Source organism: Bradyrhizobium sp. UNPF46, assembly GCF_006658625.1.
In the GTDB taxonomy this organism is placed as follows: domain Bacteria; phylum Pseudomonadota; class Alphaproteobacteria; order Rhizobiales; family Xanthobacteraceae; genus Bradyrhizobium; species Bradyrhizobium nitroreducens.
This window is the reverse complement of sequence record NZ_LFJB01000020.1, coordinates 114,866-130,101: the sequence shown is the minus strand read 5'-3', so window position 1 is coordinate 130,101 and position 15,236 is coordinate 114,866. Positions and strand designations below refer to the sequence as shown.

General features: G+C 66.6%; 12 protein-coding genes. 10 read left to right on the top strand and 2 right to left on the bottom strand.

Annotated features, from left to right (window positions below; all coding sequences use genetic code 11):
* The first annotated feature begins 194 nt into the window (after positions 1–194).
* Positions 195–359, top strand: a complete 165-nt coding sequence (locus UNPF46_RS37375) for a hypothetical protein (protein WP_174718714.1) — start codon at positions 195–197, stop codon at positions 357–359.
* Positions 360–365: 6 nt separating this feature from the next.
* Here the strand turns inward: UNPF46_RS37375 and UNPF46_RS09615 are convergent, their stop codons facing one another.
* Together UNPF46_RS09615 and UNPF46_RS09610 are read right to left on the bottom strand one after the other, a co-directional pair.
* A complete protein-coding gene (locus UNPF46_RS09615; protein ID WP_142249848.1) occupies positions 366–1,046 on the bottom strand; it encodes a GntR family transcriptional regulator in 681 nt (226 codons plus the stop codon).
* Between the two features lie 9 nt (positions 1,047–1,055).
* Positions 1,056–2,468 (bottom strand): FAD-binding oxidoreductase, encoded by a 1,413-nt coding sequence (locus tag UNPF46_RS09610; protein WP_142249847.1) that lies wholly within the window; start codon positions 2,466–2,468, stop codon positions 1,056–1,058.
* A 180-nt stretch (positions 2,469–2,648) separates the two neighbouring features.
* Here UNPF46_RS09610 and UNPF46_RS09605 point away from each other — a divergent pair, with 180 nt between their 5' ends.
* From UNPF46_RS09605 to UNPF46_RS09565, 9 genes are all read left to right on the top strand, one after another.
* Complete coding sequence (locus UNPF46_RS09605; RefSeq protein WP_181769869.1) at positions 2,649–3,533, top strand: dihydrodipicolinate synthase family protein; 885 nt, start codon at positions 2,649–2,651, stop codon at positions 3,531–3,533.
* Positions 3,534–3,740: 207 nt separating this feature from the next.
* Entirely contained in the window at positions 3,741–6,068 is a 2,328-nt protein-coding gene (locus tag UNPF46_RS09600) for a TonB-dependent siderophore receptor (protein ID WP_142249845.1), read from the top strand.
* A gap of 2 nt (positions 6,069–6,070) precedes the next feature.
* Positions 6,071–7,255 (top strand): PepSY-associated TM helix domain-containing protein, encoded by a 1,185-nt coding sequence (locus UNPF46_RS09595; RefSeq protein WP_142249844.1) that lies wholly within the window; start codon positions 6,071–6,073, stop codon positions 7,253–7,255.
* A gap of 71 nt (positions 7,256–7,326) precedes the next feature.
* Complete coding sequence (locus UNPF46_RS09590) at positions 7,327–8,559, top strand: rhodanese-like domain-containing protein (protein WP_142249843.1); 1,233 nt, start codon at positions 7,327–7,329, stop codon at positions 8,557–8,559.
* Positions 8,560–8,690: 131 nt separating this feature from the next.
* Entirely contained in the window at positions 8,691–9,935 is a 1,245-nt protein-coding gene (gene serA / locus UNPF46_RS09585; protein WP_100174993.1) for a phosphoglycerate dehydrogenase, read from the top strand.
* Between the two features lie 92 nt (positions 9,936–10,027).
* A complete protein-coding gene (locus UNPF46_RS09580) occupies positions 10,028–11,689 on the top strand; it encodes a tannase/feruloyl esterase family alpha/beta hydrolase (RefSeq protein ID WP_174718717.1) in 1,662 nt (553 codons plus the stop codon).
* 48 nt (positions 11,690–11,737) lie between these two features.
* On the top strand, positions 11,738–12,202 hold the full coding sequence (locus UNPF46_RS09575) for a MarR family winged helix-turn-helix transcriptional regulator (protein ID WP_142249842.1): 465 nt from the start codon (positions 11,738–11,740) through the stop codon (positions 12,200–12,202).
* Between the two features lie 12 nt (positions 12,203–12,214).
* On the top strand, positions 12,215–12,985 hold the full coding sequence (locus tag UNPF46_RS09570) for an enoyl-CoA hydratase (protein ID WP_100174996.1): 771 nt from the start codon (positions 12,215–12,217) through the stop codon (positions 12,983–12,985).
* Between the two features lie 107 nt (positions 12,986–13,092).
* On the top strand, positions 13,093–15,174 hold the full coding sequence (locus UNPF46_RS09565) for a methyl-accepting chemotaxis protein (RefSeq protein WP_142249841.1): 2,082 nt from the start codon (positions 13,093–13,095) through the stop codon (positions 15,172–15,174).
* Positions 15,175–15,236 lie beyond the last annotated feature (62 nt).

Here is a 15,236-nt window from a genome sequence, read left to right as displayed (position 1 = left end):
GCCGCTCCGACATCAAACTTCCGACCAAGGTCCAACCCAAACGCCAATCAGCAACGAATTTGCCGGTTTTTCAGCAGACTGCTAGTTCCATCCGCATGCGCACCCGCAGGAACCATCCGTCCTCGCGAACATTCTGATGGAGGAGTTGCGGCGAGCCCGGCTCGCGATGTTCGCCATCCGCCGATGGGGGAGCTGTGAGTACAGTCATAGAGAACCTGCTGCTGCGAAAGCAGAAGCTCGTGGAGCAGCTCGAAAAGGCGCCATCGGTCGAGGACCGCGACAGGATCGAGCACCAGCTCGAACAGATCAACACGGCGCTGGATTTCCTGGACAGGCCGGGACCGAGGGACGCGAAATAGCCGCGCTCAATCCGCTTTGGCCGTCTCCACCTTCAGAGCCCTGGCATAGACCAGGCCCGAATTGGTGATGTGCGTCGTCATCAACGCTTCAAACGCATCGAACTCGCCGCGCGCGAACAAATCGAGCAGCTTGCGGTGCTCGTCGAATGACGTGCGGGTCCGCACGTCGATCGGCGAGGTCAGATTGGTGCGGAGCGCGGCGACGCGGCCGGAGACCAGCTGGTAGGATTCGGCGAGGTAGCGGTTGCCGCAATGGGCGAACAGCGCCTCATGAAAGGCGGCATCGGCGCGGCCATAGGCGATGTTGTCCTTTGCCGCCACTGCCGGCTCCATCGCGGCGATCGCCTCGCTCATCGACGCGATAGCGCCATCGCGGTCGTGGCGATAAGCGAGCTCTGCGGCTTTCGGCTCGAGCGCGATGCGGAAGGTGCAGAGCGCATGGATGTCCTCCGCGCTCGGCGTGAAGACAAAGCTGCCGACTTGCGGGCGGATCACGACGAGGCCCTGCGCCTGCAGCTGGCCCATCGCCTCGCGCACCGGCGTACGGCTGACGCCGAATGAATTCGCCACCATCTCCTCGGAGATGGCGGCTCCAAGCGCGAACTCGCCGTCGATGATGGCCTGCCGCAGCCGCTGCATCACCCGCTGCGACAGCGATTTCGGCGTATCGAGCTTGAGCGATCGCATCTTCAGCTCTCAGACGACCTTGCCGGGATTGAGCAGATGGTCGGGATCGAGCGCGGCCTTCAGCGTCCGCATCAGCGCGATCTCGGGCTCGCTCCGGGCGTGGCCCAGCCATTTCTTCTTCAGGGTGCCGATGCCGTGCTCGGCGGAGACGCTGCCGCCGAGCTCGCGGACGAGCCCGTAGATGATCGTGTCCATCTCTTCCTTCGGCTGCTGCTCGACGGGAAGGCCGGTGACCCAGGACACGAGGTGCAGATTGCCGTCGCCGATATGGCCGTAATAGACGCTCTCGCATCCCTCGATGCCGGCTGCGAGCGCCGCCTTGCAGCGCGTGACGAACTCGTCCATCCGGGCCACCGCAAGGCCGATGTCATAGGAGATGTGCGGGCCCAGCACCTGGCCGAACTCGGCGCAGATGTCGCGCACGCGCCAGAAGGCCTGCGTCTGCGCCAGCGATTGCGCCACGGCGGCATCCGCCAGCAGCCCGCGCTCCATCAGCTCTTCGAGCCAGGCCTGGAAGCGCGGCGCGTCCACGCTCTCGTCGGTGCCCTGTGCCTCGACCAGCACGTAGAGACCGTGGCCTGCGGCGACCGGCGGCTTCACGCCGGCGCGAGCCGTGATCACGTCCCAATAGTCCGGCCACATCACCTCGAACGCCGACAGCAACGGGCCGAGGCCGCTGCGCGCCGCGCCGAGCAGCGCGATCACCGCGGCATAGTCCGTCAGCGCGCAGAGCGCGGCCATGGTCGAGCGCGGCTTTGGGAACAGCTTCAGCACCACGCGGGTGATGATGCCGAGCGTGCCTTCCGAGCCGATGAAGAGATGTTTCAGATCGTAGCCCGCATTGTTCTTCATCAGCTTGTTGAGGCCGGTGATGATGGTGCCGTCGGGCAGCACGACTTCCAGGCCGAGCACCAGCTCGCGCGTCATGCCGTAGCGGATCACGCGGTTGCCGCCGGCATTGGTCGAGAGATTGCCGCCGATCGCGCAGGAGCCGCGCGAGCCGAGATCGAGCGGAAAGAAGAAGCCGGCCTCGTCCGCGGCCTTCTGGATCGCCTCCAGCGGCGTGCCTGCTCTCACCGTCATCGTCATCGACGCGGGGTCGATCTCCTCGATGCCGATCATGCGCTCCAGCGAGATCGCGACCCAGCCGGCCTCGGGCGAGGCGCCGCGGCACAGGCCGGTCAGTCCGCCCTGTGGCACGAACGGCAGATGGGCCTGCCGGCAGGTCGCAACGGCATCGGCCACGCCTTGCGCATCGGCGGGACGGATCACCGCGAGCGGCATCTGCGGCAGGCTCGCGCTCCAGTCGTTGCAATTGCGCGCCGGCACGTCGGTGCCGATCAACACCGCGGCCGCACCGAGCCTGTCGCGCAGCGCGCCGAGCAATTGGTCGGGCCGCCCGACGGGGGTCACCATGTTCATGCGAGACCTCCTCAAGATCTGGCTGCGCCGTTTGCGCGCCGTGACGTCGGAAAGGGTTTGCGTCGCTCTTGTATGTAAGGTACAAGGTCGAAAGTAAAGCAAAAACAGGACTCGGTAAGGCCTCCCAAGGTCGTTTGAGATCAGAGGCTTAGTTTCCGGGTCGGAGCAAAGGGCAGTGTGATGACCGAGGCAATTCGCGGGTTCTGGGTGGCGTCGGCGACGCCGCTGGCGGCCGACGGCAGCGTGGATTCGGCCAAGCTCGCGGCTCACGCCAAGCAGCTTTTCGGCAAGGGCGTTGACGGCGTCGTGCTGTTCGGCACCACCGGCGAGGGCACCTCGTTCAACGTCACCGAGCGCGTTGCGACCGTCGAAGCCGTGCTCAAGGCCGGCATTGCGCCGGAACGCATCGGCGTCGGCGGCGGCTTCCCCGCCATCACCGACAGCGTCGCACTCTCACGTGCCGTGCTCGGCCTCGGCCTGCGTCACGTGCTGGTGCTGCCGCCTTACTTCGATCGCAGCGCCACGCCTGAAGGCATCGAGGATGCCTTTGCCGCGATCATCGACGGCGTCGCCGACGATCGGCTGCGCGCCTATCTCTATCACATCCCGCAGATCTCGGGCGTTGCGATCCCGACCGGCGTTGCTGCGAACCTGCGCAAGCGTTACGGCAGGGTGGTCGCGGGTCTGAAGGATTCCAGCGGCGACTTCAAGCAATTCCAGGCGTTCCGTGCCGCGGCGCCCGAACTCGCCATCACCGTCGGGAACGAAACCGATATCGCCCGCGCGATCGCCGCCGGTGGCGCCGGCACCATCTGCGGCATGGCCAACATCGCGCCGGAGCTGGTCAAGGCGATGATCGATGGCAAGGATGTCGAACTGCGCATGCAGGCTGCGGCCGAAATCGTGCTGAAGACGCCGTCGTTCCTCGCGACGCTGAAGGCCATCATGGCGGCGCAGACCGGCGACCCCGCGTGGTTGCGCGTGCGCCCGCCGCTCCGCGCATTGTCGGACGGCTCCGCGTTCAAGCGGAAGCTCGACGAGTTGATGGCTCCCGCCATCGCGTGAGACCGCACAGCATCGCGATACGCGGCCGCAATTCGCGCGCTGCGTGTCGCGGCCGGCGTCCCGCCAATTAGAGATTGCCGCTCAATGCCGGTCCGTTCTTAGAACGATTCAACACTAGAGCGATTCAAGCTCCGTTGCGGTTCTCCTCGATCCCGTCGGCTGTTACACGCGCACACTTCAATGTTCCTGACGTGAAGTGGATTGAAAGTGCGTGCCTCCGTGGATGGCCTGCGTATCGGCAGCCATCGTCATCGTGCCGGCAGGAGCCGTGCAGGTCTTCTCGTCGGTGTAGTCGTGCTGCTCACCGAATTTTCATCCCCCATGACGAGCGCGCAGGCGCAGTCGGCTCTGCCGCCGGTGACGGTGGAGGCCCCGGCGCAGCGGGCGAGGCCGGCACGCGTATCGGAGCAATCGTCACGCCGGACGCAGGCCGCGGCTCGCCGCCAATCCGCCCGCAATCCTGCCCCGACACCGCCGACGCTGTCGGAGCGTGCCGCCGCAGACGCCGCCGCCCAGCAGGCTGCCAAGCTCGGCTATCGCGCGATGCCGAGCGCGACCACGCTGCGCAGCGGCGCCTCGCCGCTCGACACCTCGCAGGCGGTCAACGTCGTGCCCGAGCAGGTGTTGAAGGATCAGCTGCCGCGCAACATCGACGATGCACTCGTCAATATCTCCGGCATCACCCAGACCAACACGCTCGCCGGCACCCAGGACGCGGTGATCCGCCGCGGCTTCGGCGACAATCGCGACGGCTCGATCATGCGCAACGGCATGCCGCTGGTGCAAGGGCGCAGCCTGAACGCCGCGGTCGAGAGCGTCGAGGTGCTCAAGGGACCGGCGTCGCTGCTCTACGGCATCATGGATCCCGGCGGCATCGTCAATACGATCAGCAAGCGCCCCGAGCTCTATCAGCACGGCTCGGTCACGCTGCTTGGCTCGACCTACGCGAACAATCGTAGCGGCGCCGACGGCACGCTCGACATCACCGGCCCGATCGGCGACGGCGGTCTGGCCTATCGCTTCATCGGCTATGGCGTCAGCGAGGACTATTGGCGCAATTTCGGCCGCCACCGGGAAATGCTGGTGAACCCGTCGCTGGCCTGGTACGGCGAGACCACGACGGTGCAGCTCACCTATGAGCACCGTGAGTTCATCTACCCGTTCGACCGCGGGACCGCCTTCGTCAAGGGGGCGCCGCTGGCGATCCCGGCGACGCGCCGGCTCGACGAGCCCTTCAACAATATGTGGGGCACCTCCGACCTGGTGCAGGGCTCTGTCGAGCAGAAGCTCGACGACAATTGGAAGGTCACCGCGGCTTACAGCTACAACACCGAGACCTACAGTGCCAATCAGCTTCGCATCACCGGCGTCAACGCCACGACCGGCGTCGAGACCCGCAGCAACGACGGCACCCAGAATTCGCTGAGCAACGCCAGCTATGGTACCTCCTATTTGCAGGGCGACGTCTGGGTGGGCGGCTTCCGCAACGAGCTCCTGTTCGGCGGAGAGGCACTCTACCGCACCATCGATCGCCGTGATTTGATCCGCCAGGCGACGCCGAGCTTCAATTTCTACAACCCGGTCTACGGACTGGTCACACCGGGCACGACGGTTTCGGCAACCGACAGCGAGCAGACCGACAAGCTCGGCACCCGCGGCTTCTTTGCCCAGGACACGTTCCATCTGACAAACTGGCTGTCGGTGGTCGGCGGCGTGCGCTGGATGGAATACGAGCAGCTCGCCGGAAAGGGCCGGCCCAAATTCATAACCAACACCGACCTCGCGGGAGATAAGGTGCTGCCGCTCGGCGGCGTCATCTTCAAGCTGAACGATCAGCTCTCGTATTACATAAGCTACACGCAGTCGCTGAAGCCGACCTCGACCATCGCGGCTTTCACCACCGGCTTCGTCGTCGACTCCACCATTGCGCCCGAGGAGGGAACGCAGTGGGAGACCGGACTGAAGTTCGATGTCAACAAGCGGCTGTCAGGCACCCTGGCGGTTTACGACATCGAGAAGAAGAACGTGCTGGTGCTCGACGACATCGGCAACGGAAAGTCGGCGGCGCGCACCTCCGGCGCCGCCCGATCGCGGGGCGTCGAATTGGACGTGACCGGCAGGCTGAGCGATCAGTGGAGCATGATCGGAAGTTACGGCTATACCGATGCGCGCCTGATCAATGATCCCGTCGTCGGCAACGCAAAGCTGCTGAACGCCGCGATGAACACGGCCTCACTCTATCTCGTCTACGATTTCGGCGACGCACTCGCCGGACGTCTGCGGCTCGGCGGCGGCGCGCGCTATGTCGGTGACCGGCCGGGCGACAACGCCAACACGTTCTTCATGCCGTCCTATACCGTCGCAGACATCTTCGCGACCTACGACACGAAGGTCGACAATCTGCCCGTGACCTATCAGTTCAACGTCAAGAACCTGTTCGACAAGGTCTACTACACCTCCACCACCGGCAACGCCCTCAACGTCGCGATCGGTGATGCGCGGCGCGTCTCGCTGTCGGCGACGGTGAAGTTCTAGCCATGGCCACGCGGCTCGGACACTCGATCAAGGCGGTCCTGTTCCAGGTCCATTCCGTCGCGGGCCTGATCCTGGCCGTGCTGGTGTCCCTGATCGCGCTGACCGGCGCGATCATGAGTTTCGAGGACGAGATCGTCGATCACCTCAACGCCGGCATCGTGCAGGTCGCGCCGCGTCAGGCGCCGGCGCTGATGCCGGACGAGTTGGTGGCGCGGTTGAAGGCAGCTCAGGACCTCGGCAAGGTCGCCGCGGTCACGCTGTCGAGCGATCCGTCCGCGGCGGTTCATGTCCGCTTTGCGCGTGACGAGCAGGGCGGCCGGCCCACCTCGCTCTATGTCGATCCCTATAACGCGCGCGTGCTGGGCGCGCCGCGTGGCGAGGCGTTTTTCGCGACCGTACGCCGGTTGCATCGCTGGCTGCTCATTCCCGGCGACGGCAAGGGCTGGGGGCGTCCGATCACCGGTACAATCGCGCTCGGTCTGATCGTCATGCTGGTCTCGGGCCTCGTGCTGCGCTGGCCGCGCCGTGCGGGCAGCGTGAAGATGTGGCTGAAGCCGAATCTCGGGCTCAGCGGCCGTGGACTGCACCGGTCGCTGCACACTGTGATCGGCACCTGGGTGCTGCCGGTCTATCTGACGATGACGCTCACCGGGCTGTTCTTCTCGTTCGAATGGTACAAGGACGGCGTCACATGGCTGCTGGCGCGCCCCCACGTTGCCGCGGCGAAGATGCCCGCAAAGTCGCCGCGTGCGGCCGGACGCGGCGAGCCCGCCTCGCCGATCGGGTTCGATCAGGCCTGGACCACGTTCCAGCGCGAGGAGGGCGATCGGTTCTCCAGGGCCTTGCTGACGCTGCCGGGCGGCGCGGGCACGGCGATCCGGATCCGGTCGTGGGGCAAGAATTCGTTGCTGGAGACCACGCGCGACGAATTCCGCATCGATGCCGTCACCGGGCGGCTGATCTCGGCAGAGCGCTATGCCGACAAGACCTTCGGCGAGAAGATCATCGCAGCCATCTACGACATCCATCGCGGCGAGATCCTGGGCTGGCCAGGCAAGCTCGCCTTCATGATCGCTGCGATGCTGATGCCGTTGTTCGCGGTCACCGGCGTGCTGCTCTACCTGTCGCGCCGCAAGCTGCGGCGACTGGCGCAGCCACCGCTCGGACGGCTCGTTCCCGGCGAGTGAGCGGACGAGGCTAGCCAACGCGCCTCCAATCGGTCAAAAGCCCCTGGCTTGTCCTTGCCAGGGTCCACGCCATGAAGCTTCCCACCGTCACCCCCGCCGATGTCCGCCGCGCCCTGCTGCTGCGCGAAGAGATCGCGCTGCTCGATCTCAGATACGAGGCCGGCTTTGCGACGGGGCATCCGCTGTTCGCCGCCAACATGGCCGCCGACCGGATCGACATCGAAGCCGAAACGCGGCTGCCGCGCAAAAATGTTCCGATCGTGCTCTATGATGACGGCGAGGGGCTGGTCGCGAGCGGCGCGGAGCGCCTCGCCGCGCTCGGCTATACCGATATCAGCGCGCTCGACGGCGGGCTGAAGGCCTGGCGCGACGCGGGCTATGAGGTCTTCGAGGACGTCAATTCCTATTCGAAGGCGTTCGGCGAGCTGGTCGAAGCGCGCCGGCACACGCCCTCGTTCAGCGCCGATGAGGTGGCAAAACTGATCGCCGACAAGGCTGACATCGCCATCCTCGACGTTCGCCGTTTCGACGAATATGCGACCATGAACATTCCGGGCTCCGTCAGCGTGCCCGGCGCGGAGCTGGTGCTGCGGGCAGGGCAGGCAGCGCCAAATCCCGACACCACCATCATCGTCAATTGCGCCGGCCGCACGCGCTCGATCATCGGCACCCAGTCGCTGATCAATGCCGGCGTGCCCAACAAGGTGCGCGCGCTGCGCAACGGCACCATCGGCTGGACGCTGGCCAAGCACGCGCTCGACCACGGTGCCGACAGGCGTGGCGCGATCGGGTCGTTCGCGGGTGGTCCTGCCAATGCGCGCGACGTCGCCTATCGCGCCGGCGTTCGTCATATCGGCGCGAGCGAGATGGCGGCGCTGCTCGCGCAGACCGATCGCACGCTCTATCGCTTCGACGTGCGCGACGCGGAAGAGTATACCGCCGGCCATCTCCCGGGCTTTCGTCACTATCCCGGTGGCCAGCTGGTCCAGGAAACCGACATGGCCGCACCCGTGCGTGGCGCGCGCATTCTCCTGACCGACGACAAGGGCGTGCGTGCCGACATGACGGCGTCGTGGCTCGCGCAGATGGGCTGGGAGGTCTATGTGCTGGAAGGCGGCCATGACGGCGCACTGGCGATCGGCGCGCCGCACGTGCTGCCCAAGCCGGATCCGGCGCACCGCTACCGCCGGCCCTATGAAGGCACCGACGTCGCGGAGAAGGCGATGCAAGCCTATCTCGATTGGGAATACGGCCTCGTCGAGCAGCTCCGCCGTGACGGCACGCATGGGTTTTATGTGATTTGAGAAGAAGGCGGAGCCGCTGGGATACCAAGCATCGCCGCATCCCGCCATCTTCCCTCCGTATCCGCCCCTATTGTGCTGCCCCTGCTCCGCGGTCTATGTGCTCAGGCAAAGCCGCCATGTCAGGAGATTCCATGTCAGCCCCAGGCCAGAGCCAGGAGCGGAGCGCGAAGGCGCTGCTGCTCGAAGGCGTCAACGATAGCGCTGTCGATCTTTTCAAGGGCGCGGGCTTCACCAATGTCGAGCGGCTGACTAAGGCGCTGGACGGCGAGGATCTGCGCCGCGCGCTCAAGGGCGTGTCGCTGCTCGGCATCCGCTCGCGTACCCAGGTCACCGACGAGATACTCGCGGCCGCCGACCAGTTGCTCGCGGTCGGCTGCTTCAGCGTCGGCACCAATCAGGTCGATCTCATGGCGGCGCGCAAGCGCGGCATTCCCGTCTTCAACGCGCCGTTCTCCAACACGCGCAGCGTCGCCGAGCTCGTGATCGGCGAGATCGTGATGCTGCTGCGGCGGATCTTCCCGCGCTCGGTGTCGGCCCACGCGGGCGGCTGGGACAAGTCGGCGACCGGCAGCCGCGAGGTGCGCGGCCGCACCCTCGGCATCGTCGGTTACGGCAATATCGGCTCGCAGCTCTCGACGCTGGCCGAGGCCATCGGCATGCGCGTGATCTATTTCGACCGTACCGACAAGCTCCGCCACGGCAATACCGAGCCGGTCGAACGGCTGGAGGAGCTGTTGGCCCAGAGCGACGTCGTCAGCCTGCACGTGCCGGAGACGCCGGAGACCGCGGGCATGATTGGCGAGAAGGAGCTGGCCGCGATGAAGCCGGGCTCGTTCCTGATCAACAACAGCCGCGGCACCGTGGTCGATCTCGACGCGCTTGCGCGCGCTTTGCGCGACGGCCATCTCGCGGGCGCGGCCGTCGACGTGTTTCCGGTCGAGCCGTCGTCGAATTCGGACCGCTTCAAAAGCCCGGTGCAGGGCCTCGAGAACGTCATCCTCACTCCGCATATCGGCGGCTCCACCGAGGAGGCGCAGGAGCGCATCGGCGGCGAAGTCGCGCGCAAGCTGGTCGACTATTTCATCACGGGCTCGACCATGGGCGCGGTGAATTTCCCCGAGGTGCAGCTGCATCTGCGCCCCTCGGGCGCGCGCTTCAGCCATGTCCACCGCAACGTGCCCGGCATGCTGCGCCGGCTCAACGAGGTCTTCCTCCAGCGCGACATCAACATCGCCGCGCAATATCTGGAGACATCAGGCGATCTCGGCTACGTCGTGCTCGACGCCGATCTCGGCGGCCAGGATTCGGCGACGCTGCTCCAGCAGATTCGCAGCCTCGACGGCACGATCGGCGCGCGGCTGGTGTTCGAGCACTAACGGACGACAAACCACCCTCATTGACGATCGTCGGGAGGTCGCGTTCAATGCGATCTCCTGACGGATCGAACAGACAAAGCCGGGTGGAAACGATGACGCTGACAAGAGCGAAGCTGTGCGCATGGCTCGTGGGCACGGCGGCGGCGCTGAGCGCGAGCGCTGCGTTCGCCGCGACCCTGCCGGAGGCTGCGGAGGCGGTCTGCAAGGGGCTCATCGGCGGCGCCGATGCCGTGAAGATCGATTCCGCAACCTTGCAGGCGCCGTCGCAGCTCGCGGTGGCCGAACGCGGGCCGACACCGTCCGGGCGCATCACGCCGGCCAATCCCGCCTTCTGCAAGGTGCTCGGCCATATCGACCCCGCAGATCCCAAGGCGCCGCCGATCAGATTCCAGGTCAATCTGCCCGTCGGGTGGAACGGGCGCTCGGTGCAATATGGCGGCGGCGGCTTCAACGGCGTGCTGATCAGCGGCCTCGGGCTGCCGCCGGCCTATCCCTTCGACAAGCCGTCACCGCTGGCGCGCGGCTTCGTCACCTACGGCACGGATTCGGGCCACGAGACCAGGCAGGGCGAGCCACCGCAGGTCTTCGCGCTGAATGACGAGGCGTTCGAGAATTTCGCCCATCGCGCCTACAAGAAGGTACGCGACGCCGCCGTTGGGTTGATGGAGCGTGCCTACGGCAGGAAGCCGGACACGATGTATTTCATGGGCTCGTCCGAGGGCGGCCGCGAAGGCCTCACCATGGCGCAGCGTTACCCCGACGATTTCGACGGCATCTTCGCCCGCGTGCCCGTGATCAACTGGGTCGGCCTGCAGCACGCCGGCACACGGTCCGGTCTCGTCACGATGGGCGCGGGCTGGATCAATCCGGCGCAGGTCAAGCTCGTCGGCGAGGCGGTGCGGGCGGCGTGCGACAAGGCCGACGGTTCCGACGATGCGCTGGTGCAGGATCCCGTCGGCTGCAAGGCGGCCTTCAAGGTCGAGACGCTGCGCTGCGCGTCCGGCCAAAGCGGCGATCAGTGTCTGACCGATGCGCAAGTGAAGGCGATCGAGACGCTGCACGCGACCTACAAATTCCCGTTCGCGCTCGCCAATGGGCTCGACGATTATCCTGGCTGGGGCGTGTCGGGCGAGGATACGCCGGCGATCGGCCCGACCGGCGGCTGGACGGCGTGGTGGCTCGGCACTGCGCCGCCGGCGCAGCCGCCTGCGCCCAATAACGGCATCGCCTGGATCTACGGCGCCGGCGGCATTCAATACGTGTTCGCGCGCGATCCCAAGCTCGACGTCACCACCTACAAGGTGGAGGAGCACAAGGCGCGGCTGCTCGAAGTGTCGAAGCTGATGGATTCGACCGATCCCGATCTCAGCCGCTTCCGCGCCCGCGGCGGCCGGCTGATCATGCTCGAGCACATGGCCGACTACGCCCAGAGCCCCTATGCCGGCATCCGCTATTTCGAGAGCGTCGAGCGCAAGCTCGGCAAGACCGAGACCGCGGAGTTCGCGCGGCTCTACACCGCGCCCGGCGTCGACCATGTCGGCTCCGGCGCGCCGGCCAATGTCGACATGCTGAGCGTGCTGGTCGACTGGGTCGAGCAGGGCAAGGCGCCCGGCGATCTCGAAGTCGGCGAGCAAAAGGTCGAGGCGCCATCCTTCGCGACATTGCGCGCGCTGCCGCTGTGCCGCTGGCCGGCCTGGCCGCACTACAAGAGCGGCCCCGTGACGGAGGCGTCGAGCTTCACCTGCGCGCCGTAGCGAAGCGGGCCGTTTGACAATGACCTTGCGTCCGGCTATCTATTTCGCATGCGAAATAAAAGCGCCGACGCGCGGCATCATCGCCTGATCTATCTGCTCAACGTCGCCCAGCGCCGCCTGCAGCGCTGGATGGCCGCACGGCCGGAGAACGAGGTGACGCCGGCGCAGGCGGGGCTGTTGTTCATCCTCGGCAAGCAGGATGGCGTCCTGATGGGCGAGGCGGGTGCGGCGCTGGATATGGGGCCGGCCGGCATTTCCGGCCTCGTCGACCGCACCGAGGCTGCGAAGCTGATTGAGCGGCGGGCCGATCGCGAGGACGGACGCGCCTGGCGGATCTGGCTGACGCCGAAGGGGCGGACCGCGCTGGCGCAGGCGAAGGCCGGTGTGGCCGAGGTCAACGCCGCACTGACGGACGGATTCTCGGCCGCGGAGATCGAAATCGTCGCGCGCTGGCTGATTAGCATTCAAGACAAGTTTCCAAGATCTTCAGAGACACGACATTCAGACGACTAGAAGGAGAGACCCATGACCGAGCATGTCCGGATCGAGAACAACGGCGGAATCCTCACCCTCACGCTGGCGCGTCCCGACAAGAAGAACGCGCTGACGGACGCGATGTACGGCAAGCTTGCCGACACCATCGAATCCGCCGAGTTCGATCCGTCCGCGCGCGTGATCCTGATCCGCGGCGAGGGCGACATGTTCACCGCCGGCAACGACGTCGGCGAATTTGCCGCCGTCGCGGCCGGCAAGTCCGAGGGCAGCCGCAACGTCATCCGCTTCATCCAGTCGTTGGCGCGCTGCACGAGGCCGCTGGTCGCGGCGGTGCAGGGCCGCGCCGTCGGCGTCGGCACCACGATGCTGCTGCATTGCGACCTCGTCGTGCTCGCCGACAACGCGCAATTGTCGACGCCTTTCGTCAGCCTCGCACTGGTGCCGGAAGCCGCCTCCAGCCTGTTGATGCCGGCGCGCATCGGCCATGCCCGCGCCTATGAGATGTTCGCGCTGGGTGAGGCCGTGCCGGCGCAGGCCGCGCTGCAATGGGGTCTCGCCAACCGTGTGGTGCCGCTCGACAAGCTCGATGCCGAGGCGCTCGCGCTGGCGCAGCGCCTTGCCCGCCAGCCGGCCGGCGCGCTCACCGCGACCAAGCGCCTGATGCGCAACGGCGAGGTGCTGGTCGCCCAGATGCAGGCCGAAGGCGAGCAGTTCGCCCAGCGCCTGCGCACCGCCGAGGCGCGCGAGGCCTTCACGGCCTTCGCCGAGCGCCGGGCGCCGGATTTCACCAAGGTTGCGTGAAACCGGGGGCGCGAGGGGCCGGTCGTTAACATTTGATACAAGCTTAACCGAACGTTGGCAGGTCAGGGTGCAAGGTGGCCTCTCGTGGAGAGTAGGTCCCTTGGCCCATGTCAATTTTTAAGAAATCGGTAAGCAAGCTGCTTCTTGTTCTGATGGCGCTTTTGGCCATCGGTGCGCTGACCAGCACGGCGATCCAGATGGGTGGCGCGTTCGGCCGCTACCGCGACAGTCTGGAGACCGAGCGGCTCGCTGCCGCCGACAAGGCGATCTTCCATGGCGTGCTCGCGCTGCGCACCAATCGCGGTGACGCCCAGAGCGCGCTGCTCGGGGAGGACGATCCGCGCGCCAAGCTCGAAGCAGCCGAGAAGGCTGAGCAGGCCGGCTATGATTCCATCGCCGCGGCGCTGCCGACCGTCGAATTCGCCCGTCGTGACGAGCTCGCCGGCACGCTGAAGCAGCGCTGGGCCGACGCCGCACCGCAATTCCAGTTGTTCTACGACGAGGCCAAGCGTCTGCGCGCCGAGCGCAAGATCGAGCGAACCAATTCCTGGTACGATGCCGTCACCAAGGTGATCGACACCGCGAACCTTGCCTCCACCGCGGTGTCGAACCGTGCCTGGATGAACGATCCCTACATCGCGCGCATGATTCAGGTCCGCCGCTTCGCCTGGCAGGTCCGCGACCGCTACGGCATCCATTGCTCGTCCCTTCGCTCGAACGTCAACGGCAGCAAGCCGCTCGACGACGCCCAGAAGCGGTCGGTGGCGCAATGGGACGGCACCATCACTTCCGCCTGGGCCGGCATGAGCGAATTGCTGGCGGCGCCCGACGTGACGGCGGAACTGGTGTCGGCGGCCAACGACGCGAAGGCCAAGACCGACGGCGCTCTCAAGCAGATCAACGAGCTTGCCAAGAATTTCGACGGCAGCGGCAAGCCTGCGCTCCCTGCGGCGGAATGGAATACGCTGTGCCAGGCGCCCTTCGCGCCGATCGTGGCGGTCGCCAACAAGGCGCTCGACCAGTCGATCGCGCGTGCCGAGATGGTTCAGGCCAAAGCTCTCACCAACCTCATCGTGCAGTCGCTGGCGTTCGTGCTCGCGTTGGCCGTGACCCTGGCCGGCGTGTACGTGGTGCGCAATCGCCTGATGCGCCCGGTTCGCGCCATTCTCGACGCCATCGCCCGCATCAGCGCGCGCGACTATGCGACGCCGGTGCCGCAACCCCGGCATCCCGACGAGTTCGGCACCATGGCCGCCGCACTCGAAAGCCTGCGTGAAAGCGCGGCGACCGCCGAGCGCCTCGGCCGGGAGCGCGAATCGCAGCAGGCGCTGCAGCTCGCCCGCTCCGGCACCGTCGATGCGGCTTGCCGCAGCTTCGACGACACCGTGCAGGCGGTGATCCAGAGCGTTGCGGCCTCGACGCGGGAGCTCGACGCCACCGCGAGCGGCGTGCGCTCGCTGGTCACGCAATCGAGCAGCCAGACCGCGGCGGTCTCGTCCGCAGCCGAGCAGGCCACCAACAATCTCGAGACCATCGCGGCCGCGACGGAAGAGCTCTCCGCATCCGTCGGCGAGATCTCCGCGCAGGTGCAGGCCAGCGCCCGCGAGGCCCGCGAGGCCGTGTCGCAGGCCGAGCAGACCAACGCGACGGTCGAGATCCTCGACCAGACCGCCAGCCGCATCGGCGAGGTCGTGAAGATGATCAACGCGATCGCCGCCCAGACCAACCTTCTGGCCTTGAACGCCACCATCGAAGCCGCGCGTGCGGGCGAGGCCGGCCGCGGCTTCGCCGTGGTCGCCGGCGAGGTCAAGAGCCTCGCCTCCCAAACCGCGACGGCGACGGAAGAGATCTCGCGCCAGGTCGAGGAGATCCAGGGCGCGACGGGCCAGGCGGTCGCAGCGATCCGTTCGATCGGCGGCGCCATCAGCGGCATCGACGAGAAGATGACGGCGATCGCCGCCGCCGTCGAAGAGCAGCGCGCCGCGACCACCGAGATCTCGCGCAACTTCCAGCAGGCCGCGCAGGGCACCCGCGAGGTCACGGACACCATCGGCAGCGTCGCCAGGCTCAACCAGGAGACCGGTAATGCAGGTACGGTGTTGTCGGAATCCGTCAAGAAGATGTCGGCTGACGCCGATCGTCTCCGCGTCGCGGTCGAGGGCTTCCTGGGCGCGGTGAAGACCGCGTAGTTTCGCCTCATTTGTCCATCCCGACGTCGCGCGTTCGGCATTGCCGCCGATCCGCGCGGCGG

Bases quoted from the DNA above. Each gene is read 5' to 3' on its own strand.
- UNPF46_RS09615 (WP_142249848.1), bottom strand. From the start codon at position 1,046: ATGCGATCGCTCAAGCTCGATACGCCGAAATCGCTGTCGCAGCGGGTG.
- UNPF46_RS09610 (WP_142249847.1), bottom strand. From the start codon at position 2,468: ATGAACATGGTGACCCCCGTCGGGCGGCCCGACCAATTGCTCGGCGCG.
- serA (WP_100174993.1), top strand. From the start codon at position 8,691: ATGTCAGCCCCAGGCCAGAGCCAGGAGCGGAGCGCGAAGGCGCTGCTG.
- UNPF46_RS09570 (WP_100174996.1), top strand. From the start codon at position 12,215: ATGACCGAGCATGTCCGGATCGAGAACAACGGCGGAATCCTCACCCTC.
- UNPF46_RS09565 (WP_142249841.1), top strand. From the start codon at position 13,093: ATGTCAATTTTTAAGAAATCGGTAAGCAAGCTGCTTCTTGTTCTGATG.
- UNPF46_RS09605 (WP_181769869.1), top strand. From the start codon at position 2,649: ATGACCGAGGCAATTCGCGGGTTCTGGGTGGCGTCGGCGACGCCGCTG.
- UNPF46_RS09580 (WP_174718717.1), top strand. From the start codon at position 10,028: ATGACGCTGACAAGAGCGAAGCTGTGCGCATGGCTCGTGGGCACGGCG.
- UNPF46_RS09590 (WP_142249843.1), top strand. From the start codon at position 7,327: ATGAAGCTTCCCACCGTCACCCCCGCCGATGTCCGCCGCGCCCTGCTG.
- UNPF46_RS09595 (WP_142249844.1), top strand. From the start codon at position 6,071: ATGGCCACGCGGCTCGGACACTCGATCAAGGCGGTCCTGTTCCAGGTC.
- UNPF46_RS09575 (WP_142249842.1), top strand. From the start codon at position 11,738: ATGCGAAATAAAAGCGCCGACGCGCGGCATCATCGCCTGATCTATCTG.